The 22230-nt window shown below is 62.8% G+C and carries 25 protein-coding genes and 1 pseudogene; 10 read left to right on the top strand and 16 right to left on the bottom strand.

Annotated features, from left to right (window positions below):
* Positions 1 to 53: 53 nt before the first annotated feature.
* From D579_RS15320 to D579_RS0108360, 8 genes and pseudogenes are all read right to left on the bottom strand, one after another.
* Positions 54 to 410, bottom strand: coding sequence for a hypothetical protein (locus D579_RS15320; RefSeq protein ID WP_018951692.1), 357 nt, complete (start codon positions 408 to 410; stop codon positions 54 to 56).
* A 150-nt stretch (positions 411 to 560) separates the two neighbouring features.
* Positions 561 to 716: pseudogene (locus tag D579_RS15455) on the bottom strand (DUF4124 domain-containing protein); the annotation flags it as partial.
* Positions 717 to 901: 185 nt separating this feature from the next.
* Positions 902 to 1603, bottom strand: coding sequence for a YajG family lipoprotein (locus tag D579_RS0108335; protein WP_018951693.1), 702 nt, complete (start codon positions 1601 to 1603; stop codon positions 902 to 904).
* A 61-nt stretch (positions 1604 to 1664) separates the two neighbouring features.
* Positions 1665 to 2231 (bottom strand): hypothetical protein, encoded by a 567-nt coding sequence (locus D579_RS15460; RefSeq protein WP_026289475.1) that lies wholly within the window; start codon positions 2229 to 2231, stop codon positions 1665 to 1667.
* Complete coding sequence (locus D579_RS0108345) at positions 2228 to 3259, bottom strand: YafY family protein (protein ID WP_018951695.1); 1032 nt, start codon at positions 3257 to 3259, stop codon at positions 2228 to 2230. The genes D579_RS15460 and D579_RS0108345 overlap by 4 nt, the downstream gene beginning before the upstream one ends.
* A gap of 163 nt (positions 3260 to 3422) precedes the next feature.
* Positions 3423 to 4049, bottom strand: coding sequence for an outer membrane protein (locus D579_RS0108350; protein ID WP_018951696.1), 627 nt, complete (start codon positions 4047 to 4049; stop codon positions 3423 to 3425).
* 130 nt (positions 4050 to 4179) lie between these two features.
* Positions 4180 to 4806 (bottom strand): hypothetical protein, encoded by a 627-nt coding sequence (locus D579_RS0108355; protein ID WP_018951697.1) that lies wholly within the window; start codon positions 4804 to 4806, stop codon positions 4180 to 4182.
* Between the two features lie 151 nt (positions 4807 to 4957).
* On the bottom strand, positions 4958 to 5236 hold the full coding sequence (locus D579_RS0108360) for a hypothetical protein (protein ID WP_026289476.1): 279 nt from the start codon (positions 5234 to 5236) through the stop codon (positions 4958 to 4960).
* A gap of 268 nt (positions 5237 to 5504) precedes the next feature.
* Between D579_RS0108360 and D579_RS0108365 the strand changes: the two genes are divergently transcribed.
* Positions 5505 to 6470: a sensor domain-containing diguanylate cyclase gene (locus D579_RS0108365; RefSeq protein ID WP_018951699.1), complete on the top strand. Its 966-nt coding sequence runs from the start codon at positions 5505 to 5507 to the stop codon at positions 6468 to 6470.
* 400 nt (positions 6471 to 6870) lie between these two features.
* On the opposite strand, the gene D579_RS15325 is transcribed toward D579_RS0108365, so the two are convergent.
* A complete protein-coding gene (locus tag D579_RS15325) occupies positions 6871 to 7116 on the bottom strand; it encodes a hypothetical protein (RefSeq protein WP_369791811.1) in 246 nt (81 codons plus the stop codon).
* 238 nt (positions 7117 to 7354) lie between these two features.
* Between D579_RS15325 and D579_RS0108370 the strand changes: the two genes are divergently transcribed.
* A complete protein-coding gene (locus D579_RS0108370; protein WP_018951700.1) occupies positions 7355 to 7591 on the top strand; it encodes a type II toxin-antitoxin system HicB family antitoxin in 237 nt (78 codons plus the stop codon).
* Between the two features lie 15 nt (positions 7592 to 7606).
* Here D579_RS0108370 and D579_RS0108375 read toward each other — a convergent pair whose 3' ends face one another.
* Genes D579_RS0108375 through D579_RS0108385 form a run of 3 tightly spaced genes read right to left on the bottom strand, consistent with a single transcriptional unit; the run spans position 7607 to position 9567 of the window.
* Entirely contained in the window at positions 7607 to 8002 is a 396-nt protein-coding gene (locus tag D579_RS0108375) for a hypothetical protein (RefSeq protein ID WP_018951701.1), read from the bottom strand.
* The gene (locus D579_RS0108380) at positions 7999 to 8595 is read right to left on the bottom strand and encodes a cyclin-dependent kinase inhibitor 3 family protein (protein ID WP_018951702.1); all 597 of its coding nucleotides are present in this window, start codon (positions 8593 to 8595) and stop codon (positions 7999 to 8001) included. The genes D579_RS0108375 and D579_RS0108380 overlap by 4 nt, the downstream gene beginning before the upstream one ends.
* Positions 8596 to 9567, bottom strand: a complete 972-nt coding sequence (locus D579_RS0108385) for an ADP-ribosylglycohydrolase family protein (protein ID WP_018951703.1) — start codon at positions 9565 to 9567, stop codon at positions 8596 to 8598.
* Between the two features lie 319 nt (positions 9568 to 9886).
* On the opposite strand from D579_RS0108385, the gene D579_RS15230 reads away from it, so the two are divergent.
* The 3 genes from D579_RS15230 to D579_RS0108400 all read left to right on the top strand — a co-directional run bounded on the left by D579_RS15230 (position 9887) and on the right by D579_RS0108400 (position 11840).
* The gene (locus tag D579_RS15230; RefSeq protein WP_196800939.1) at positions 9887 to 10042 is read left to right on the top strand and encodes a hypothetical protein; all 156 of its coding nucleotides are present in this window, start codon (positions 9887 to 9889) and stop codon (positions 10040 to 10042) included.
* A 77-nt stretch (positions 10043 to 10119) separates the two neighbouring features.
* A complete protein-coding gene (locus D579_RS0108395) occupies positions 10120 to 11115 on the top strand; it encodes a hypothetical protein (RefSeq protein ID WP_018951705.1) in 996 nt (331 codons plus the stop codon).
* Positions 11112 to 11840 carry a DUF3320 domain-containing protein gene (locus D579_RS0108400; protein ID WP_018951706.1) on the top strand — a complete coding sequence of 243 codons (729 nt, stop codon included), beginning with the start codon at positions 11112 to 11114 and terminating at the stop codon, positions 11838 to 11840. The genes D579_RS0108395 and D579_RS0108400 overlap by 4 nt, the downstream gene beginning before the upstream one ends.
* 266 nt (positions 11841 to 12106) lie before the next feature.
* On the opposite strand, the gene D579_RS0108405 is transcribed toward D579_RS0108400, so the two are convergent.
* On the bottom strand, positions 12107 to 12361 hold the full coding sequence (locus tag D579_RS0108405; protein WP_018158495.1) for a type II toxin-antitoxin system RelE/ParE family toxin: 255 nt from the start codon (positions 12359 to 12361) through the stop codon (positions 12107 to 12109).
* A 26-nt stretch (positions 12362 to 12387) separates the two neighbouring features.
* Entirely contained in the window at positions 12388 to 12660 is a 273-nt protein-coding gene (locus D579_RS0108410) for a CopG family ribbon-helix-helix protein (RefSeq protein ID WP_019564015.1), read from the bottom strand.
* Positions 12661 to 12842: 182 nt separating this feature from the next.
* On the opposite strand from D579_RS0108410, the gene D579_RS0108415 reads away from it, so the two are divergent.
* Both D579_RS0108415 and D579_RS0108420 read left to right on the top strand, forming a co-directional pair.
* Positions 12843 to 13157, top strand: a complete 315-nt coding sequence (locus tag D579_RS0108415) for a helix-turn-helix transcriptional regulator (RefSeq protein ID WP_018951707.1) — start codon at positions 12843 to 12845, stop codon at positions 13155 to 13157.
* Between the two features lie 109 nt (positions 13158 to 13266).
* A complete protein-coding gene (locus tag D579_RS0108420; protein WP_026289477.1) occupies positions 13267 to 14283 on the top strand; it encodes an IS3 family transposase in 1017 nt (338 codons plus the stop codon).
* Between the two features lie 18 nt (positions 14284 to 14301).
* On the opposite strand, the gene D579_RS0108425 is transcribed toward D579_RS0108420, so the two are convergent.
* Positions 14302 to 14829: a transposase gene (locus D579_RS0108425; protein ID WP_018951709.1), complete on the bottom strand. Its 528-nt coding sequence runs from the start codon at positions 14827 to 14829 to the stop codon at positions 14302 to 14304.
* 907 nt (positions 14830 to 15736) lie between these two features.
* Here D579_RS0108425 and D579_RS0108435 point away from each other — a divergent pair.
* The 3 genes from D579_RS0108435 to D579_RS0108445 all read left to right on the top strand — a co-directional run bounded on the left by D579_RS0108435 (position 15737) and on the right by D579_RS0108445 (position 22007).
* Positions 15737 to 18226, top strand: coding sequence for a site-specific integrase (locus D579_RS0108435; RefSeq protein WP_231376851.1), 2490 nt, complete (start codon positions 15737 to 15739; stop codon positions 18224 to 18226).
* Positions 18223 to 21477 (top strand): hypothetical protein, encoded by a 3255-nt coding sequence (locus D579_RS0108440; protein WP_018951712.1) that lies wholly within the window; start codon positions 18223 to 18225, stop codon positions 21475 to 21477. Before D579_RS0108435 ends, D579_RS0108440 begins: the two co-directional genes overlap by 4 nt.
* Positions 21478 to 21587: 110 nt before the next feature.
* Positions 21588 to 22007: a hypothetical protein gene (locus tag D579_RS0108445; RefSeq protein ID WP_018951713.1), complete on the top strand. Its 420-nt coding sequence runs from the start codon at positions 21588 to 21590 to the stop codon at positions 22005 to 22007.
* On the opposite strand, the gene D579_RS14760 is transcribed toward D579_RS0108445, so the two are convergent.
* On the bottom strand, positions 21956 to 22230 hold a 275-nt coding region (locus tag D579_RS14760; protein ID WP_018952287.1), incomplete at its 5' end, for an IS3 family transposase. The genes D579_RS0108445 and D579_RS14760 overlap by 52 nt on opposite strands.

The following is a 22230-nucleotide window of genomic DNA, read 5'->3' on the forward strand; positions in this document are numbered from 1 at the left end:
CGCCGACGCCGGATCAACCGCCGGGCATGCCTAGAATCGCCACGGCGACACGATCACTCACACTCGAGATCCACAATTTCGAAATCACTCTGGCCGAAACAGACGCTGCCCGATTGGATCTCACCAAAATGGATGCGACCCGGCGTAGTTACTCGAGCGCGCTCCCCCTCTCGCCTCGCACCATTCGAAAAAACCGCGACGAAATTCGACGCCAACTCGCGCATGTATCGGCTGTTATTGATCCGGCCACCGTGACCTTTTATGAGAAACTGAACGTTCACACATCGATTTTTTCTCACCTGACCTCCGCTCACGGTTCCGGAAACGAAACCGCCGGGATCCACGGTGCCATCCACGAATCCGCCGACTACCGTCTCCCGCTCAAACGTCGAATAATGATGGATCTCCATTGATGAGCACTCGTGCTCCATCGTGGGTCCCGTTGGGACGCGCTGAGTCACCGCCTGGCGCTTCCGCTCTTCCAGCCTTTGGCGCGACTCTCGCTCAGCCCGAAAGCGTCGATCACCGGATCCGTCGAGCACATTTGCGTCTGGATTCAGCCGGAGCGTCCCGCTAGGCGTCCCTGCGCAAGGCCTATCGGACAACGTTGTACCGCCATCTGGATCGGTGCAACGGTAAACATCGCGCGCTTCGGCCGTAGATACGATCATCAACAACAAGATGACCGCGGGAACGAGCTTCGAAATTCCGTTCATATCACCACCTTGATCCGCTCAGCACGCCACAGGACCAGAAACATTTGGCTAGAGGCCGAAGCCGCGCGAGCTCCCCGCCCACCCCATCCATTACCCCCCCCCGATGAAATGCAGACTCGATACTCTCGAAGAGGAACGAGAAAATCGGGCAGGTCCGAGAAACCGACCCGATTTGCAACCGCCCATTAGTCCACCAGATGCAGTACGCGCTCGCGGTACTCGTCTTCCGTCATCACACCGCGGTCTCGAAGTCGTCGGAGGGCTTCGATATCCGCTTCCAACTCGCTGGATGGTTGAGCTTCGGCGGGGCCGTGGGCGATGGCCTGGTGCAGACGCTCGTCGTCCAGGGCCTCGTCGATCGTCTCCCACAGGGTCCGCGTCAGGATCTCTTCCAGCTTCTCGATGGATGCGAAGACACCGCCCCCGGCACCGCCCTCGACGTTGCTCGAGCGAACCGAATTCTCGTAGGCGATCGCGCGCGAGCCCGGTTCGATCAGGGCAACATCCAGTCTCGAATGCGCCTCGCGCCGCATCACCTGGTTCGAATCCAGTTGCTCGATATCAACCTCGAGAATGAAATCCCCCTCGCCTTCCTGCGCCAGCATGCCGCGCTGTTCCAGCCCCGTGATGAACTGTTCGCGGACCACCTCGGATACCGGCTCCTCGGTTTCGAGCGTCTGCAAGGGATTCCCGAAACCGCCCCGAATGGCCCCCAGCCAGTTCGACCCGTGCTGGCGACTGTCGGTCACAGCCCCCATCTCCACATTTGCCTCGCCGGCCACGGCCGCCTCGCGGCTCGAGGCCGGATCCAGCGTGACCGGTGTGGTCGTACACCCGGCCAGAAACAGCCCGCCCAACACAAACCCTGCCAGTCGTCCGATGATCACCCTGTCTCCTTTTCAAATTGCGCGGGCCACGCCCGCGGGTCGGCGGATGCATCGCGCCGGATCAAAGAGGCGCGCTGGCTCCACGATGGATTTCGATCGCCGCGTCTTCGCGGAAAAGATCATGGCCGCGTTCGCAACAAGCGCGTGTGGTCGAGAGGGTGAAAGCGCCATCCTGGGTTCTCCCCTCTTCCTCCACCCACGGGGACGCCACGAACGCCTGGCACTGCACACAACGAAGGTCTCCCGCGATCGCTGCCAGGATCTCCCTGTAGCGGCCCTGCACCTCGGCTCGAAACACCTCCGGAAGATCCGTGGTGGCATCGCCCTGATCATCCGCGGCCTGGAGCCACAGGTGGAAAGCCCGGCGGACCCCGTCCGGCCTTGCGGCGACCACGGGCTTTGTACGTGACTGAATCCAGTCCGCCAGGTCACGCGCAGGCACGATCCATTCACAGCCTGTGGTCGTCCGGTCGTGCTGCGGCCACAGGAGCCGTACGCGAGGGCCACAGCGCGGAAGCTCCAGCAGGAGCTTGCCGACGGTCCATGCTTGGACGTCCGCTTGCGAGGCGAGGCGGCGGCGACCGGAGAGTCCCAACCATCCATCCCGCAAAGCACGAAGGCCCTTCACGCACGCGCCTCCGATCGGTAGGCGACCCGGGCCGATTCCAGCTCCTGGGCAATCGCATCGCGTAGCGCCTTGGGCCCAATCACCTCTACGCCTGCACCCAACCCCAGCAGCCACCACTTGAGGCGAGCGGTATCCCGCACGGTCGCGGTTACTCTGGATGTGCCATCGACCTGCGCCTCGATCGTCTGATCGTCCGACAAACGCGCCTCGTGGAGGTGGTAGGCCAAGTCGCCATTCACTCGAATGTCGAGCTGAATGCGCTCGCCCTCGGGGTAATCGAAGGCGCCATCCCGGATGAGCTGGTCCAGGTCGAACCCATCGACGGGATCGCCGGCGTGGCGGTCCGTCAGCGTAGCCGCCTCGATGCGGTGGGCTGCCAAGTGAAGGACATCCTGATGGGGTTCGATGGTCGCGAGCAGGTAGGTGACCGGCTCGCGGAACACGAGGGCCAGCGGGTGGATCCGGTGATCCTTTACGCGGCCACGCGAGCGGGAGCGGTAGGTAATATCCAGGCAGCGGCGCTCCAGCAGTCCCTGCTGAAGGACCGAGAAAACGCCCTTGGGCATTTCGGGAGGATCCAGCGGCGGACCGTTCGAGAGGATACGGATCCGCTCGGGCCACAGGCTTAGACCGGAGTCCTGCCCGGCGGCATCCAGCACGTCGCGCGCTCGCGCGATCTGCGGCTTCAGGCGCTCGCGTGCCGATGGCGGCAGCAGCCGCGCGGCATGGGCATCCAGGATTTGCAGCGTCAGGGCCGTCTCCGGGTCGAGCGCGGGGACATCCTGGAGCGGCGCCTCGGACAGCCAGTACCACCCGTACGGGCGATCACGTTCATCGCGGCCCAGCGGAAGGAAGCCGGACAACGCCTCCAGGTCCCGCTCGATAGTGCGCAGCGTGGTGGAGAGTCCGCGGGCCTGCAGGTGTTCGACCAAAGCCGGCGCACTCACCCGGCGGGGCTGCCTCGGGATCATTCCCAGCAGCAGCATCCGACGCTGCAGCGTGGCACGCATTCCGTTGCCCTGACTCATCTCCGGCTCCCTGTTCATCCGGCGTAGGCTCCAGCCCCCCTGTTCAGACTGACAGGCGGCCTGCCCCAACGCAAAACCGGGAGATGACGACGACGCCACCTCCCGGGATCGGATACCGCTCGGCACGGTCATCCCACAAGCGCACGAGACGCGATTCGATCCGTCAGAACCGGTAGCCAAGCCCGAACTGCACTCGGGTCGCACCGGGGTCGATCTCCAGGTCGCCATACGACTCGCTGCTGTAGGCGGTGTAGGACACCTCGCCCCGCATGAACCATCCGGTATCGCGCTGCACTTCCACGCCCGCCCCAATCCTCGGACCGTTGATGCGGTCGGTATCAGAGCCGTTCACGAAACCCGGACCGCGCACGCTGCTGCGGACTTCCGTTTGCTGGTAGCCCAAAAGCCCGTAGACGAGCACGTTGTCGCTCACCAGCCCGCCGATACGTCCGGTGACTCCGTAGCTGTGACGGGCCTCGACACCCGCAGTGCCTTCGCCGTCGATCGACACCGTAGCATCCGCATCCTCGATCTGGGCGTCGATCTCCACGCCACCGTAAACACCGCCGCTGGAGACGCCACCGTACCCCGCAAACAGGCCCCCAACGGCCCCGGTTCCGCTGAGACCGGACAGGCTGCCCAGCCCGCTCACCGAGGCATCGATGTCGTAGGACGCCCCGCCCACCTGACCGCCAATGTAGCCACCGTCAAAACCGGAGGCCTGAGCGGCCGTGGCGCCGAGGCCCAGAATGGCGATGAGGCCGCCGGTCGTGATGATCCGTTTCTGCATGTCGATCTCCTTAGTCTGGATGAATCACCCGTATGCGGGCGGGATTCAGAGACTGAAGGAGAAAGGCGACCATCCCTGACGCCTGGAAATAAAGCCCTGACATCGGACTACGAACCGCACGCGAATGCCGCTATTCCCCAAAGAGGCAAATCTTCATCGGTTCTCCATCTGTTATCGACAGCGGTGCGGCCAGAACGAGGTCGGATCCTTCGGAAAGGTTTCGGGTTACGGATTGCGCAACCCTATCCACCGTTGCCGGTGTCATGGTGGCATCGACCGGAAGCACCACCAGAGCCGCAGACACCGAACCATGCCGGCTCACATCTATCGCCAAATTACCTCCTACGGCATCCATGTCGCTCTGCGCTCTGGGTGGCGGATACTCGGCCAGCACACCCAACCCGCCACGCGCCGGAAGCACCGCGCACAGATCGGCAGCGTCGATACCCATCATCCCCGGAGTGAGCGCACGCTGAAGAAGTTCGGCTACCGCTGAGGAGTACGCGCGCGGAAACCGTATGCGCTTGGCACTCTGCTCATGCCCGTCCACTAGGATCTCGGCGACTGAGCCATCCTTGTCGTCTTCCATGTGGAGGCTCAATGCGGCACTCGTTTCACGTCCCATCACGCCCAGCCCGTCTGGCAGGTTGCCGGGATAGCCCTCGAGGATCGCGAATGGCCCGCCTCCCGGTTGCCGGACCCATAGCGTCCAACCACCATCGCCGTGCTCCACAACCCGGCTCTCGAAATCTTTCATGCAACTCCCCTCGCGGCCATTGATGCCAACCGCCCAAAATCCCTATGAGGACGAACTTCGCGGTGGACAGACAGCCGCTCGCGCAGGAGACCACCCCCATCCGCAATGAGGGCCCTGCGTAGTTGAAGGAATGATCTGCAGGACGTCCCATTCAGTCGATCTGCCGCAGGATCCGGCGGTCCGTATCCCGTATACGCGTGGGCGCCAAACCCGGTCCCTCTTCAACAATGGCCCGGATGCGGCCGTCCGGGGCCCGGATGTAGGTGGGTCCGAATCGCTTCTCATCGATGTATCCGGTGATGCGCCCGTCGGCGTCGCGGATCATGGGCTTTCCAACATGACGAGCGTCGCCCCCAGACGGCGGCACCGTGGCGCAGCCAACAAGCGTGATCGCTATCAGGACAACCAGGCTCGTTCGAATGGTGTTCATGGCAAAACGCTCCGGCATCGAGGTCCACGTATCGCCACATTCTCATGCCGAGGCGTCGATTGGTGTCGCTTAACCGGGGCGGAGTGAAGATCGACGGAACAGAGACTGTCCACATTGAATCGTGTCTGCCTGGGCTCGGGGTCTTAGCGGGGAGTTTTCGCGCCTCAAACGTCGGTTCCTGTCGCCCCGGTGCCGTACCCTAATCGCATACAATATTAGTTTCTGCTAATGTTTCCGGTTTTTGGACTTTCCGCGGAGCCCCATCGCCATGGAACGCACCCCCTCGACCGTCCCGCGAGCGGACTATGACGCCGTATGTGCAGAGCGGGACCAGCTCCTTACGCTGCTGCATGCGCTGCCGGATATCTCGTTCGTGCTGGACGAGCACGGCCTCTACGTCCAGGTGATCGGCGGGGCCAACGAGGCACTGTACGTCAGAGGGCAGAGCCTCATTGGGCACACCCTGCATGACGCCCTCCCGGAGCCACTGGCGGACCAATGCCTGAAGTTGGTGCGCACCGCGATCGAGTCCGGTGAACTGCAGACGATCGAATATTGCCTACGAGCGGCGGATGTCTCACTACTGCCTGAAGACGCCCGGCGCGGGGAGGATGCGTTTGCGGAACAGTGGTTCGAGGGTCGAATCCTCTCGTTACGCAGCTATGAGCATTCCGCCCGCGTCGCACTGTGGGTCGCCGTCAACATCACCCCCCGTAAACAGCTTGAGCACTACTGGCAGGAGGTGGCCCACACCGATTCCCTGACCGGGGTGTCCAACCGGCAGCGGCTGTTCGAACGGGCGCACACGGAGGTCGAGCGCGCGCATCGTCATCGGCACCCGCTGTCCCTGCTGGAGTTGGATTTCGACCATTTCAAGCGACTCAACGACCGCCATGGCCATGCAGCGGGCGACGAGGCTCTCCGCCGCATCACCCAGGCCTGTCGAGAAATCCTGCGCGACTCTGACCTGATGGCACGCATTGGGGGCGAGGAGTTCGCGATCCTGTTGCCGGAGACGGATGCCCATGGGGCCGTCGACCTGGCCACGCGAATCCTCAATACAGTGCGGGAGGTGCGACTGCCCGATTTCGCGCCCGAGGTCCGTCCGACCGTCTCGATCGGCTGCGCGACCCTGCGTGACGACGATTCCTTCGATCAACTGATGCGACGGGCGGACGAGGCCCTGTACAAGGCCAAGGCTAATGGCCGCGATCAGGCCTGTCCGTACCCGTAATCGGGAACCGCGACACGACGAACCGGAAAAGCCCGCGGTATTCGTCCCGCCCGAGCCACGGCTCGACCCCGGGTCCGCCTAACATGCCCGAGCCGCGGCGCCCGGGTATGGACGCGGCCCGCCACCGACGGGCTCGCCGGCGTCAATCCGCCGGGCAGTGCGTTCAGAAATGCCGGCCTTGGCGGCCGCCGCCGTCTGCGTTGTGCCTTTGGATCGCTGTGTCATGAAGACTCTGACCTGTTGCTCGGTGACCGCCATCCCCGCCCCTTGTGGGTCGCTTGGAAGAGCAGTCCAGCTTAGTGGCAACCGGCCAAAGTAGTTGTCGTCGACCGGCCAGAGTAATTGTCGTTAGATAGACCGTCGTTCGTGGGTTCAGGCATTTGCCACCTGCCCACCCTAATCAGTCGATCTGGCGCAGGATTCGACTATCCGTTCCGCCAATATACGTAGGTGCCGAGCCCGGTCCCTCTTCGACCGCCCCCAGGAACCGCCTGTCGGGGGCACGAATGCACGTCGGCCCGAACCGCTTCCGGTCGACGTATCCCGTAATCCGGCCATCCGGTTCACGGATCAGGGGCTGGCCCACGCGGTGGCTATTGCCCGTGGGGAGCGTCGGAGTCGTGCAGCCTGCAAGCAAGGCCAGCACAAGCTGGGGCAATAGCCCAGGCTAGGCGCTTCATCTTCATTGGCGTCGTGCTCCGACTGAATGCGTTCCCAGCATCTCACCCCAGTGCGTCGTTTTCTGTCGCCCAGGTTTTGTATCGTGTCGTATCGGGTGGAACGGAATTCTCCCCCCGGGCCCGCGACCGCCCTTCAAAATCGGCCTCGTGGGTCACTGGAAAGACCGCCTTATCGACGGTTGACGCAAGACCAGGAGCATCGCCATGAACGCACAGCATTACCCCGTCCGCATCGAGCGCGACGCCGCTGGACGGTACCTCGCCACCTGCCGTGACGTACCGGAGGCGCTCACCGACGGCGCTGAACGTGATGAAGCCAAGACCGAGATGGCCGATGCGCTGATGGTTGCGCTGGAAGGCTACCGGCTCGATGGCCGCCCGCTGCCCCCGGCTTCGCGCCCGGAACCGGGCGAAGTGCTGATCCGCGTGAGGGCGGATTGATTGCCCGCGCCCGGCCTAGTCGCGGATGGCCGTGATGATACCGTCCTCGACCCATACGAACGCCGCGCCGTGTCCCTGCCGATACTCCCATCGCTCTTCGGCACCGCGAACGGTCGTTAGCCGCCGCACCCTTCGTGGCGTACCACAAAGTTCGGCGAGATCCGACGCCTTGTTCCCAGGCTCAAAGGTTCGGGAGGGACGAAAGCAGGCGGCAAAGCGCTGCTGCTCGGCGCGCCGTTGTTCTCGCTCGTCCTGGTTCGGAAAGTCGCGGCGCTTGGCGTCACCGGTACAGGGGGCATCGGCGTACTCGACCCCCTGCGAGGTTTCGCACTTGAAGTAGCCGTCGGCGGGCGCGGGTGAGCCGGCCACCCACAGTGCACACCCGAGACAAACCACCCACGCACGGCTCATCCACCAAGCTCCCCTGGGAGTGTCTCGTTGAACCCGCTCGCGCACTGCCCCACCGCTACCCGTTCAAGATAGCGCTCCTGCGCATGGGACTCGATGGCACCCGGTCGCGCCTGGCGGACCTGTTCGATGGCAGCCACGGGCGGTATGCCCCGATCAATCAGGAGCCGGGCCGCCACGGTGCCGGCCCGGCCCAGACCGCCTTTGCAATGCACCACCACGCGCCCTCCCACATACAGCGAGCGGTGGATTTCCAGCGCCAGGGCCTGCCACCGATCATCCCACCCCGCATCGGGAGCAGCCATGTCGGGGATGGGAAGGTGGTACCAGGTCAGCCCGGCGTCGCTGACACAATCGCCCAATCCCGGAACACTCAACTCGACCAATTCGTCGATTGTGGTGAGGGTCACCACGGCAGCCGCACCCCAGGTCTTTATCCGCGTCACATCGGCCTGAAGATCCCGGGCCCAGGGGCCGGTCATCGCCTGCATTTGTTGCTTGCCGGGGCAGAAGGTGACGCCGATGACGCCACCCTCCGTGAGCGGGATCTCGGCTATTTGCAGCGGATGGCTAGCACTGGTCCGTTGGGTGGTCATTCAGAGGCGCTCCGTAGATCGGGCATCGCTCACCCCCGCAGGGGCCACATCCGCGAGCTGTAACAATGCATCTCCGAGTTCGGCCAGACGATCGTGCTGGCTGAGCCGCGCGCGCCATTCCTCGGGGATGCCCGCCTCCCCGTAGAAGACCCCGGCCAATTGCCCAAAGATCGCCGCAGTGGTGTCGGCGTCTTCACCCAGGTTGGCGGCCATCAGAGCCCCTTCCCGAAAATCATGGCTTCGTTCAAAGGCCCATAGTGCGGCCTCAAGGCTGTCGGCCACGTAGCCCGTGCCGCGGATGCGGGGTGGATCGTTCTGCCGGAATGCCCCCTGCGCAATCGCCTCGATCCGAGGCGCCAGCGCATCCTGCGCTTCGAACCCGGGCAGCTCACACCAGGGACGTTCCAGGATCTCTTTTCGGCTCGCTCCATCGAGAGCAGCCAGCGTATAGGCCGTCCACAAACGACAGGCATCCAGGCACTCACGTGCACCATGCGTCGTTCTCGAACTCGCCTGCGCCGCAACGTGTGCCTGAACCGGTGTGTGCCGATACGCCAGGGGGATCGGAACCAGCCGCATCAGGGATCCATTGCCGGCTGATTGCGGATCGTCTGACCCACTCATCGGATCACCGGAATCCTCATAGCGATGGAGTGCCGCGCGCACCGTGTTCCCGATATCGAAACACCGCCCCGTACTGCTCGCGTACCCCTCCCGCCACCACCGCACGTACCGATCCATCTGGTCGTGTGCATCGAACCCGTGGCAGTGGACCAGGCTCTCGGCCAGGCAGACCGCCATCGAGGTATCGTCCGTCCATTGCCCCGGCTGCAGACCAAACGGTCCACCTCCGACCATATCGGTAATGGGTGTGAAACGGCCGGGACGCTGGAACTCCAGGGTGGTTCCCAATGCGTCGCCGCATGCCAGTCCCAGCATGGCGCCCCGGTAGCGGTCTTCGAGTGTTGGCATGCCCCGCCTTCTTTTTGTTGGCCTGATGAAACCCGGACGATACGCTCACGTGATTGCGGCCGGTCAACGGCGTCTTCGCTTCGTTGATAGCACACGCAGGCGTCATCCCCTGACGCGTCACCGTGCACTCGACCATGTCAGGATCGTGGTCCGGCCACCGGTCATCACTGCGGCGCAATCTGGCGTCCCATGACCCTCAAGGTCAAAGGCGCCCCCAATCGCCACATCCAACGACCGGCCGTTAGCATGCATGCCATGGGGTGAAGAACGCCCCCAAATACGAAACGCCACCGCCACGAATCAAAGCATGGAGCACAACATGGACGATGAAGAGCAGGAGCGGGACAAGGAGCTGGAAGAGCAGGAACGCCAACAGCGCCTGGAGAATATGCAGCGGCGCAGCGACGGCCAGATGGGCGTCGGGTTCGATGTGCTGTATGAACCGAACGAAGGCGAAAAGAAGGACGGCGAGTGAAATCCGAATGCAGGGCTGAGCGCTTGAGGCATGCAAGCCTGCATGGTTTCCAGGCCCCGAGCTGACGGGAGCCGACCATGACGATGCTCAAGGTTGGCGAAAAGGACCGCGATGGCCGGCAGAAGCGCATCGAGCACACCGGGCGCTATCTGCGGGCCAGTCGTACCGGCGGGCTGTCGCTTCGCGCGCAGACGCGGGCCGCCGGCATCAACCTGACCGGCAACACCAACCACGGCGTACGGGTGTCCACCCGCCTGGCGAAAAACACCCAGGTCGCTTTCCAGAACGGTCGCTTCATCCTGCGCGGACGCTATGGCTCGGATGCGGCCAAGTTCAACCTGTCGAAATCGGGTGTCACCGTGTCCACCAAAACCCCGATCGGCTCGTTCAACTGGATCCGACCCGGGCGCTCGTCAGCCAAGATCGCGGGGGTTCAACTGCGGGGGCACAACGCAGCCGCCATCCAGGGGATCTTCGCGCTCTTCGCCAGCGTTTACTGGCTCTTCGGTGGGGTACTGCGACTCTTCGCGGGGCTTATCGGCGGGATCGGGCGGCTCGCCACCGCGGCCCAGGCCCGACGTCAGCTTGCAGAGGAGGAAGCGGCACGCCCTCAGTTTCAGTTGGACACGGTCCGGACACTGGGCGAGCAGGCTCTGACCGAGCACGGGGTCGACCCTTCGACCTGGTCCGGCCGGGATCAGCTCGCGGCCCTCGCCTTTGCGTTCCTGGCCCTAGGCCGCGGGGCGGCAACGTTGCCACAGCGCTCTACCAAAAATAGCTCGACTCCAGCGGCTGAGGCGGCCTTGTTCGAGGACATGCATACCGTCGCCGAGCACTGGCGCATCTGGGTGGGGACCCTGCCGTCGGAAGACATCGAACCGGCCATGGGGATCGTGACGATCCTGGCCCGGAGCCTCGGGCAGACGGCCGATTCGGAGTGGCGCGGCGAGGTCCTGCTGGCCCTGGATGACGCCTGCCTGCGCGATGGGCCCAAGACTCTGCTGCAGGAAGCAATGATCGACCTCACCGCCGAGGCCATGGGCGTGGAGCTTGTCCTGGAGGGCGAGCGATGAGCGAAACAGACCATGGTGCCCTGGATGCCCTGGCCCGGGTGCACCAGCATTTCATCCAGACCCCAGGCCCGAATGAGACCTGCGCGGCGTGGCGTTCGTATTGTCGCGACCATGGTTGCGAATGGGTGACGACGTGGGACACGCAGCCCTACCGGGAAACCGAGACGAATGATCTTGCTCTATCGGAGCACGACCGGTTCGACGACATCCCCCAGGAGGCACTCGATCGGGCTCTATTGCAGATCGTCGACACCGAAGGGCCGGTTCACCTCGTCATCCTCACCCGGCGACTGCTGGAGGCGGCAGGGTTTTCCCGGGCCGGCTCGCGAATCCAGGCGCGCATCCATGAGCGTCGCGCGGCCCTGGGTGCGCAGGGCTTGATCCGCCTGAAGGGTGAATTCTCCGGCCGTGACGAACAATTCGCGGTGCCCTGCCTGCGGGACTGGAGCAATCTCCCGGATGCGCTGCGCCAGCTCGACCACGTCCCCGATACCGAACTGAAGCTATCGCTGGTTCGCACGGTGGCCGAAGCCGGCACACTCGACCGCGATACGGCCATGAACGACGCCCTCCACCGGATGGGGTTCATCCGCCTGACGGACAACGCGCGGGAACGGCTTCAGGCACCGCTGGAACGGGCACTTCAGGAAGGATTGCTGGTTCAGGGAAAAGAGGGGTTGGAGCCCGGCCGAAAAGCCTTTGAGAGGCCTCGACCAACTCCCTGATCAAGGTGCTGTGCGGGGCAGAGGAAGAGGTTCGTAACGATGGGTTGCCACCGCGCTCCGGCCGGGTGCTGGAGGCGGTGCTGTACCGCGGCGCGCTACCACGCGGGGATGTGGCTGGATTGCTGGATCTCAGCGAGCGCCAGGCGCGTCGCATCACGTCGGCTCTGCTGTCGCAGGGGGTGGTGGAATCTCCCAGCTCCCGAGCGCGTTCGCAGGCCGCCCCGTACACGCCGCGCGGCGCAAGCTGTTAAAGTTCAGGGTCCACATCAGTAGCCCGCCTCTTTCTGGTGTCGGAAGGCCAGGACATACACCACGTCGTCGGCCGGGTCGTGACGGTAGAGGGCTACAAATCCGGAGTCGCCGAAGGCAATCAACAGCTCGCGCAGGTCGGGTATTTCAGGGTCCGGCCGGCCAATATCGGGTGCCGTTTCCAGCAGCAGGAATTGCCGCTCGATCGCCTGGCCCGCGCGCCTGGCGGCATCCGGGGCTTTGGTGGCAAGAAAGCCCCGGCATCGTTCCAATCCTTCTGCTGCGCCTGCGGTGACGATTACTCGTGGCACTCGGGCACGGCCTTTTCATCATCAGTGCCCCAGGTGTTCAACCAGGCGCGCGCTTCCTGTCCGGTCAGGTGCTGGCCGGTTTCCCGATAGGCCGACCAGGACGCCAGGGCTTCCTGCCTGAAGCTCTCGCGGGCTTCCTCGCGCTCGACGTATTGCCGGATGGCTTCGAGCATGATCCAGTGAGGCGTGCGTCGGCGTTGACCGGCAAGGTGCTGGACGCGACCTTTCAACGTGTCATCAATCTTCAGTGACGTTGCCATAGCGGGCCTCTTATTACTAAGTAATACCTTGTAATATTCTATCCCTTCTTCCCCTCTGCATCCACCCCCGATCGTTCGAGCCCGCCAAAGATATCCAGAGACGCCCGAGGCTATAATGCGTATTAACTTTTACCTAATTTCCATTTAATGCGCCTTATTCTCCCCATTACCGGAATGCACACATGAAGTTTCGCCCCCTCCCGCCCCTCGAGAACGCAATGAAGAGAGCGGGCGAAAACATCGAAATTGGCCGCAAGCGGCGCCAATGGACCGAAGCGATGATGGCAGAGCGTATTGGTGTCAGCCGGCAGACGTATTCGAAGATTGAGGCGGGTGACCCGACGGTGAGCTGGGGCGCCGTGGCAACCGCTCTGTTTGTGCTGGGAATGACCGATCAGATCGAAAACCTTGGTGCGCCCGAGAAAGATCCCACCGGACTCCGGCTCAGCGAAGATCATCTCCCTAAACGGGTCCGCAGGCCACGCAGGCGAGATTGAGTCATGACGGAACATGCGCGCGGAATCGAAGTCTGGGTCAATCGCATGGGTACAGACACCCGCGCTGGCACACTGCGGACTGACCCGCCTCCCAGATCGCCAGCATACCGTGGCGCTGGTCGACGATGCCCAACGCGAAGGGGCCCGGCTGGCCAAGGCCTGCGAGGTACTCGGCGTGAGCGTGCGCACCTACCATCGCTGGAAGGCATCCGGAAGCGTGCGTGCCGACCAGCGGCCCGACGCCGTGCGGCCGACGCCTCGCAACAAGCTCTCGGAACAGGAGCGTACCGACATCGTGAACCTGTGCAATCAGTCGTCCTATCGCAGCCGCCCGCCGGCGTACATCGTGGCCGATCAGGCCGATCAGGGGCGCTATCTGGCTTCGGAGTCGACGTTCTACCGCGTGCTGCGAGACCACGGCCAGCTCCATCATCGTGGGCGCCAGAAGGCCCCGGAGAGTCCGCGGCCGCCGACGACCCACGCCGCCGATGCGCCGAACCGGCTGTGGAGCTGGGACATCTCGTGGCTGCCCGGTCCAGCCTGCGGGACCTGGTGGTATCTCTACCTCATCGTCGATGTGTTCAGCCGCAAGATCGTAGGCCACGAGGTCTACGAGGCCGAGACCGGCGCGCTCGCCTGTGAGCTCATCGAGAAGGCCTACTGGCGCGAGCACCTGGCGAGCAAGGACAAGCCGCTGATCCTGCACTCTGACAACGGGAGCCCCATGAAGGCCGCGACGTTCCTGCAGAAGCTCTATGACCTCGGGATCACGCCGTCCCGCAGCCGCCCCAGGGTGAGCAACGACAACGCCTACTCCGAGTCGCTGTTCCGGACCCTGAAATACCGCCCGGGCTTCCCGGTCAACGGCTTCGCGACCCTTGAAGATGCCCGCGAGTGGATGCACCGGTTCGTGGGCTGGTACAACCACGAACACCGCCACAGCGCGCTCCACTACGTGACACCGGCCCAGCGACACTCGGGCGAAGCGACCCACGTCCTCGCCCGCAGGCGAGCCACCTATGAGCGCGCCCGCCAGGCACGCCCCGAACGCTGGGCCGGTAACGTCCGGCACTTCGGGCTGCCCGAGCAGGTCCATCTGAACCCCGAACACGCCGCGAGCGGTTAACCAACCCCTGCATCCCGTTCAGGTGACATCTACCTTGACAGATACCGAGTCGTCCTCGTCGTTGTGGCCCCAGATCGCCTCGGCTTTTTTTGACAGCGTCAGCAAGGCCGCCGTCTCCGCCAGAGCCTTGTCCTTGCGCTGGAGCTCGCGTTCGAGCTTCTTGATCCGCTTGCGCTCGGCCTTGCGCGCCTGGCGGGTGCGCTGCTCCTCCTCGCTCGTCCGGGCGTTGGCGTTCATGCAGCTCGAACGCCAGGCCTCGACCTGCTCGGGATAGAGACCGCGTTCCCGGCAATAGGCGCTCAACTCCGCCTCGTTCATCGGCGCGGTCTCCACAACCACCCGGAACTTGTCCTTGCTGCTCCACTGCTCTGGAGCCGATCCACGTGATGGCAAAACCTCACCTCGCTCGCGAGCCTGTTTCCGCCAATTGTACAAACTCGCCGTGGAGATCCCTTCGGCCTCCGCCACCTCGGGCACCGTCAGGTTCATCGGCGGGGCCAGCTTGCGCAGCACCGCCTCCTTGCGCTCCTCGGAATACTGCTTCATACGTCGTCACCTCTGGGCTTGGATCAGGTGACAACTACGTTGACCGATAGGGCCTCGCTCGCCCCCTCAATTTACACCCGTGACCCGTCAATGGGCCTGCCGTGAAAACTCAATATCACATTCGAAAAAAAGAGCCCACTAACCCTACAAACAAGACCCAACAATACCCCCAAAAGGCCCTCTATGAAATTAAAATATCACTTAAAGAATTGCTTATTTATCAGTTACTTAAATTAACTTAATTGCCCAGTTTTTGCCGATCTAAAATTAAAACAAAGAAAGCCTTGACGACCCGTGCAAATCGTGATCAGGTTGAAGACAAGAGGGGAAATAAACAGGAAAATTTTTTCAATGGAAAGAGCGCCCTGGAAAGGACTCAAGGTAAGGTCCGCGATATTGAGAGACATCATCCCGTTATCTTACTCATGCCACGATAAGCCGCATGCAATCCCCGGTGACGCATTCACCGATACCGCAATTCGCGCACTAATCCATCTAAATCCTGTCCCCGTGATCCAACATGACGGGGAAACCTGCGCGCTGGCTGGGGGCCGATTACTCATTGAGGCGCAGACGCGGCTCGCCCCCACCACGCGTATACCCGTCATCGACTACACCAGTTGTGGGCAAAATGTCGCGGAAGAGGCCCGTTGGGTCCACGCGGCGCTGGCCTCCCTGCTGACTTCGCCTCACCCCGATATCCAGCCGACGCAAATCGAGTCCCTCCGTGCCGCGATCCCGCAAGACCTGGCAGAGAGATGGATACCGCGCATGCGATCAGCGCGAGCCCTCTCACGTCTGACGGGCATCCGCCGGAGCAGGCTGCAGGTCCTAAAAGAAACCGAGCAGTCACTCCCCGTGCAGTCGGAGACCCCTCTGGATCGTATCCGTCTCAGGGCGCTGGGACATGAGTGATCAGCCGGTGCCCGAACGACCCGGGGATGAGGTCGACCCGCAGATGGATCAACGATTCCAAGATCGCCTCGGCTGTATCCTTCGCCGCCCCCGATCGACCGCAGGGTCGTTCCCATATGTGGTCCGCGAGTGGGTCGCATGCGCGGAATGGCTGACCGGATGCACAGGGCCGCATTCCCAGACGGCCAAAATGCTCCGCGCGGCGGGTGATCAGATGGCGCGGGAAGTGGGTCGGGTCGACTCATTGCCTCCCATCTCAGAGCGGGAAGCAAAGCGGCAGATCCATGGCGAAATGGGCGAAACCCCCATCTACGGCATGCTGCTGCACCTCGCAGTTGCGGATCCGAGGCAGGCCGATCAGATCCGCCCGCTCGCATCACAGATCCTCCTCGCATATGCCACGCTTATCTACCACGATGGCGGACAACGCATCGCCCTCTGCACGGAACATCGAACGGGCAAGCCACCAGTCCCCAGCGCACCGGAGGCCTGCCGACTGGTGCGGCAACTCGCAGTCGGCAAACACCCCGAGATACTCGCCCACCTACCCCGCAAGCAGGCCCACCTCTCCTACGCCTTCGCCCACCTTGAGGCTGTACTGCCGGAGGGGATTGATGAGCCAAGATACGTGTCGCAGGCGAGCGCCATACGCGTCATGATCCGCGACGCCAAGAACCGCAGTAGCCGGCGGAACCGGCGGAGCTCCCAGCGCCGGGCGCCCAACCCTACGCCCCCGACAGAAAAGCCGGACGCGGAAGACGCGGGAGAGACGGAGCTGCAGGAACACCAACGGCGACAACAGGCCGTCGAAGGCACCCAAGTCCTCTCGATTGGCCCACTCTCTCGCGACCAGTCACATGAGTACCAGCGCATCGGCTTCGCCCCCACCGAGGTCCGCCCCGAAAGGGTAACCATGCGCTCCAGCATCATGCGCGGCGAACACCCGGGCGACAGCCTGTCGATGCGGGTCCGCCGCCAGCAGGGCATGGTGCGGGACCGGGCGCGCGGCAACCAGAGACTGCCGATCCACCGTGACCTGCCGCGCCGCGACGAAGTCCGGACGCTGCTCACGGATCTACGCCCCTGGATGCAGGGCACCGCAACCGCGAGCAACGCGATTGATGCCGAAGCGGTCGGCCTGCTGGTGCTAATTCTTGCCACCGGAGGGACAGCGGAGGATCTCCACGGGCTTCCAGTACTAAAGGATGAATCTGCAATACCCGATGACCAGTGCCGAGCAATCCTGACCCGCTGCGGCGTGCACCTCTGGGTGCGAGTCCCGGCGCCCGAAATGGATCCCGCTCTGTACAGCGAGGTATCGGATCTCTTGCAGCCGACTGAAACGGGACTCCTGCTCACGCTCCCGAAACCGATTCTGACACTGCTACAGTGTGTCCGGCGGGCAGCCGGGACCACGCAGACGTCAAGTATGTTCGCCTCGGACTTCGACGACCTGAAGCAGGCGGCAACAACGCGCTTGAAAAAGATCAACGAGCGCCGCCACAGCCGACTGCGCCTGACTCGCCTCCCAGCCGTACTGCCTCAGGTAATCGCGGATCAGTGCAGCAACTGGTCCTACGCCTGGATCCTGTCGGGCGACGGAGACCCACATGCGCATACCCCACTGGTCTACCAGACCACGGCAAAATCGCATTTGGTCGCAGCCTATCGTGTGGCGATTGAACACATCTTCGGCCCGTCCTTCGATCGCGAAGCGGACCATTCACCCGCTCCCCCTGACGAGTGCTATTACGGCAGTGCGCTGCGGCCCCTGGCCGGGGTATTGGAAGGCTTCGCCCTGGAACTCCGGCAGGGGATTCCCGAGACACCATCCGCACTCGCCGGCATCGAAGAGCATGTCAGCCACCACAATGCGTACGCCCTGTACACCGCGATGATGGCCCTGATCGGCACGGGACTGCGGGCCGTCCGCGATCCCATTGAGAGTACGCTCGACATCGATTGGGATAGTGGACTGCTGTATGTCGTCGACAAGGAAGCACGGGCGAGCGGCAACGAACGGACCATCCCTCTCCCCCCGACCGTGCTCCAACAACTCGAGGTCTATCGGCGGCACCTCCTGGCTCTTGGCTCTCGGTGGAGTCAGCGCCAGCCTCAAGTAGCCGCCCAGCTACGTGCCGCCGCATCCAGTGACGAGTCCACCCCCTTCCTGGTCTTCCTATCGGAGGAGATGCCTCCGAGCATCACATCCATCCGGCCGGCAACGCTGTCACCCCGACTCGCAGACCTGTTTCCGGCACCGGTGAATTTCGGACGACATCACATCCGAACCTATCTGACCGAAATGGGGTGTCCGGGAGAGTGGATTGATGCACTGCTCGGACACGAGCCGATCGGCTTGGAGGCGTACGGTGCCCACTCGGCACTCGCCATCGAGGACCTGCGCGACATGGTGAGCGAATGGATCGAGCCGATGCTGCAGAGGCATGGCTGGAAGGTGCTGGAAGGAGTGGCCAGATGACTCTGCACGCCATATGGGTGCGCTCGGCATCGTCCAGCCGCCATCAAAAGATCGGGCGCAAGGTACGGGCACACGACCGCGAACGGGAGACCGACCGATCACATGCTCAAGTGCAGTCCCTGGTGCAGAAAGAATCGCCTGAACTTGCGGCTGGATCGCCGCCACCCGATGGCCAGGCCATCGTCGACCGCATCGTCCAGCATATTCAGGACACGTCCTTATCGGCGAGCGACTGGCGAATCCAGCACAATTTTTTCTCGCTGACGATCGACCGTGGGAACCGCCAGGGTCTTTGGACACTTACCGCACCCAACCTCTTTCTGAGCCTACACCGGGACCCCCTCCTGCGCGACGAGGACTTCTTCCGCCGGGGTAGCCACTTCGTCGCAATCCGGAAAGAGTTCGCAAAAGCTCTCGGCGATCTCCACCACCACGAACATCGCTGGCAGCAAAAGGGCGCCACCACCCTTGCCAGTCGACGCGGGGAACTGGTTCTGGCCAGTGCATTGCTATTCGGCGGCTTCTGCGACGCGCAGGTACTCGGGTTCCTGCCACATGCCCTGCAGTCCACCCACCCGGTCCAACAATGTGGTGAGCAGATGTGGGTCGACATCCGCATCCCGAAAGCAAGCGCGCGGCGTCTGAACGTTGTGGGAGAGAACGAAGCCCTTCACCGATGGTGCATCGACGACCTGACAGCCGCACTGCTCGCGAATTTTCTGCGTCACCACAAGGCCAGCCAATTTCCGGTGCCATCCGGAAAGAACGCGGAAAAACGATCAAAGGACGTCGCAAGCACCATCTTCGGGCTAATGATCGACCTAGGGATATCGACCCCATCAGGACTGACACCCGGCCAGTGGTGCCAGGGTGCATGGGCCGCCCTCGAACGAATGCCTGGCGCAGCCGTCCCAGCCTATCTCGCCGAATATGCGCTGGGCCGCATACCAAGCTGTTCCTTACCTCCAAACCGTTGGGTGGCGCTGCTGAATCAGCGAGTCACCGGCAGCGTGAAAAAGGCGGCCCAACCGGCGGTGCAGACCCCACCCCATGCGCCCTCGGCTGCACATATCACGATGGGAACCGGAACACCCGACAAGGATTCCCGGGCAGTCGCCCGGCGCCTACTCGACGCACTCCGGGACGGCCGGTCGAGGAAACTCACTCGGGCTGATTGCATCCGCCGACTCGAGGACCTGATCCGCAATCGGTCCCTCGGTCACCATGTCGTTGCCAATCTGCTAGCTCACTGGGCGATCCAACTGCTGTCGTATGGATCCTCGTGGCGTCGGAAAGCACTTGCGCCAGCCACGGTCTATAGCAACTACCTGGCTCCGCTCGCGCGCCCCCTGATCAGCCTGCTGCACAGTGCGGCAATCAGCGACATGCGGGACATGGACACCGACGAAATCGAAGAGCTGTATTCCGATGTCCTGTATCAAACGCGCTGGAGGGACAAAAGCCTCCCGACTATCGCCCTGCAGGAATTTCACTCGTACCTCGTTTTGGAGCATGGGGCTTCCCCACTGGAAACCACACTGGCCGGCTCCGGAAGAAGCGTTCCCCGCGTGCGGGCGCTGATTGTTACGGAGGCGGAATACCACGCCACCCGGAAGGTGATACAGGAACAACAGAAAGGAAATCCGATCCGGAAGGAGATCCTCGAAATGGCTCTTTTTCTCGGATTTCGAGCCGGGCTTCGACCCGCCGAGGCCTCAAAGTTGCGCCTGAGTGAGATCTTCGTGGGCGAAACCGACACCGTTATCTCCGTACGCAGCAATCGCTACGGCACCAACAAGAATCGGCCCTCCTTGCGCAGAATCGACGTGGCTGCGCTCTGCCCCAAGGCCGAATACCAATGGTTTTCCGGCCGGGTCGCGCAACTACAGGCCTGGTTCGAGAAGGCAGACCAGACACTCCTACTCAGTGAGAGCCCTGACAGGAACACCCACGTCGGCAGCGATCTCATGCGAGAGCACCTGCAAACAATGCTTCGACACGTTACGGGCAACCCCCACATCGTGTTGTACTCACTCCGCCACAGCGCACTAACCCGACTACACCTCTGCGTGGAAATACCCGAGCGGGACAAGGCCATCCATGACCCAGCAGCCAGCCACACTCTGGACAGATCTCTTGTTGCCCGCCTGACCGGCGGGCAACCAAATTCGATGAAAAGGCTGCACGCGGTCACATCCATAGCAGGCCACGCATCGCCTGAGATGACGCTCACCACCTACCTGCATGGCATGGATTTAGTCCTCCAGGAAAAAGTCGGCCAGACGCTTCCACGCCTTGACGCCACCATCTATGCCCAACTGCTCGGCCAATCGCCTAAATCGACAAAACGATTCTTGAAAGACCGCCGCGAGCCCGATCTGGTCGCTGCGACCAGCTTACGCCCGAGAATACTCAGAGCACTGCCAACCAATACGTACCCGCCGCCTTCCACACAGCGGGCGAATGTGTCCCACGCCGACATCGTGGCGGCCCCATCGCCTTCCCCGCGACCGGTTACCGCCAATGACGTCATTCGCATCCTGACCGATCACGACAACGGGCACCCACCACATCTCATCGCTAAACGCTCCGAACTCGACAACGCACGCTGCAAAGCCGTCATTGATGCAGCCGAGAAAATCGCCTCCATCCGGTCAAAGAAGGGGCAGCCCCGTTTCGTTAGCAAGGCTCGACGAGAAGGATTCAACGGCGACGGGATACCGCTCACTCCGTCCCCGCCGCAAAGCGAAGAAGACATCCACCTCGCCAATCGCATGATCGAACGCATGCGGCCCCTGATTCGCAGGTCTGGTCCACTCGGCGATATCGGGCCGGTGATCCAGTACATCCTTGCGCACACAGAAGCCAACAACGCGGGAATCCCATTCTACTGTGTGGATACAGCCAAACCGTTCGTCGAGCTCCTTAGTTCATTGGCTGATGACCGCAGCATGCTTTTCGCGACACACGTTCCCTCCCAAACGAGCCCTAGCGATGCCCAGGCGCAGCGACAATACTGGAGCGAAAAACTGAAAATTTCCATCAATCGCGCTCGCAAACGCCCCCTCATGCGCGATGGAGGGAATCACGGAAAGCTGACCATTTCCTTGGGCCTGAAAAGGCAAAGCGGGCGCCGTGTCTCAGCGCGCGCCTACAGGTACGCTCTGCATCTCGCAGCTATCGCACTGCTTAGCGCCAATCGGATCCAGCCCACTCGAGGAAAGATTAAAAGCTCAGATGGGATTAAATGAGTGGGGGGCGCAGGGCGCAGAAGTAAAACGGCCCAGGGTGGCTCACAATGTGAGCCACCCCTATTGCTACCATCGCCTGCAAACGTACCAATCATGGAAAGGAATCCCGTATGCAAGTGAACAAGGGACACATCACACTCAACGCCACGGACTTGGTCGCACATGCCGCGTGTGATCATCTGACAGTGCTGGACTGGCAGCAGCAAACCGGGCAGCGCGCCAAGCCGGACTACTACGACCCGCTGACGGAGATCCTTCGCGAGCGCGGCTTTCGGCATGAGGCCGCGTTTATCCAAGCACTCGAGGACCAAGGTCTATCGGTCTCCCACATTGACGGGGTGGGCGTCGATGACGGCGCGATGCGAGCCACGCGCGAAGCGATGGAGGCCGGCGCCGACGTAATCGTTCAGGCCGCGCTTCGCCACGGAACCTGGAGCGGTCGAGCCGACGTTCTGCAGCGCGTCGAGACGCCCGGGTTCTACCCCGTTTCGGCGGACGGTTTGGAAAGGGCTGAAAACTTCAGATCCTGAATGGCGATGCGGCGCCGCATCCTTGGATTGTGGAACCGCTCAATGTAGCCAAACAGATCGGCCCGTGCTTCGTCTCGTGTCCGGTAGCGCCGATGGTGTACGCGTTCGCGCTTGAGGACGCCGAAGAAGCCCTCGCAAGCCGCATTGTCACCGCAGTGGCCAACGCTGCTCATGCTGCACAGCAGCGTATTCCGCCTCAGGAAGCGCTGATAGTCACCGCTCG

The sequence above is a fragment of the Thioalkalivibrio sp. AKL12 genome, assembly GCF_000377925.1.
GTDB classification, from domain to species: Bacteria; Pseudomonadota; Gammaproteobacteria; order Ectothiorhodospirales; family Ectothiorhodospiraceae; genus Thioalkalivibrio; species Thioalkalivibrio versutus.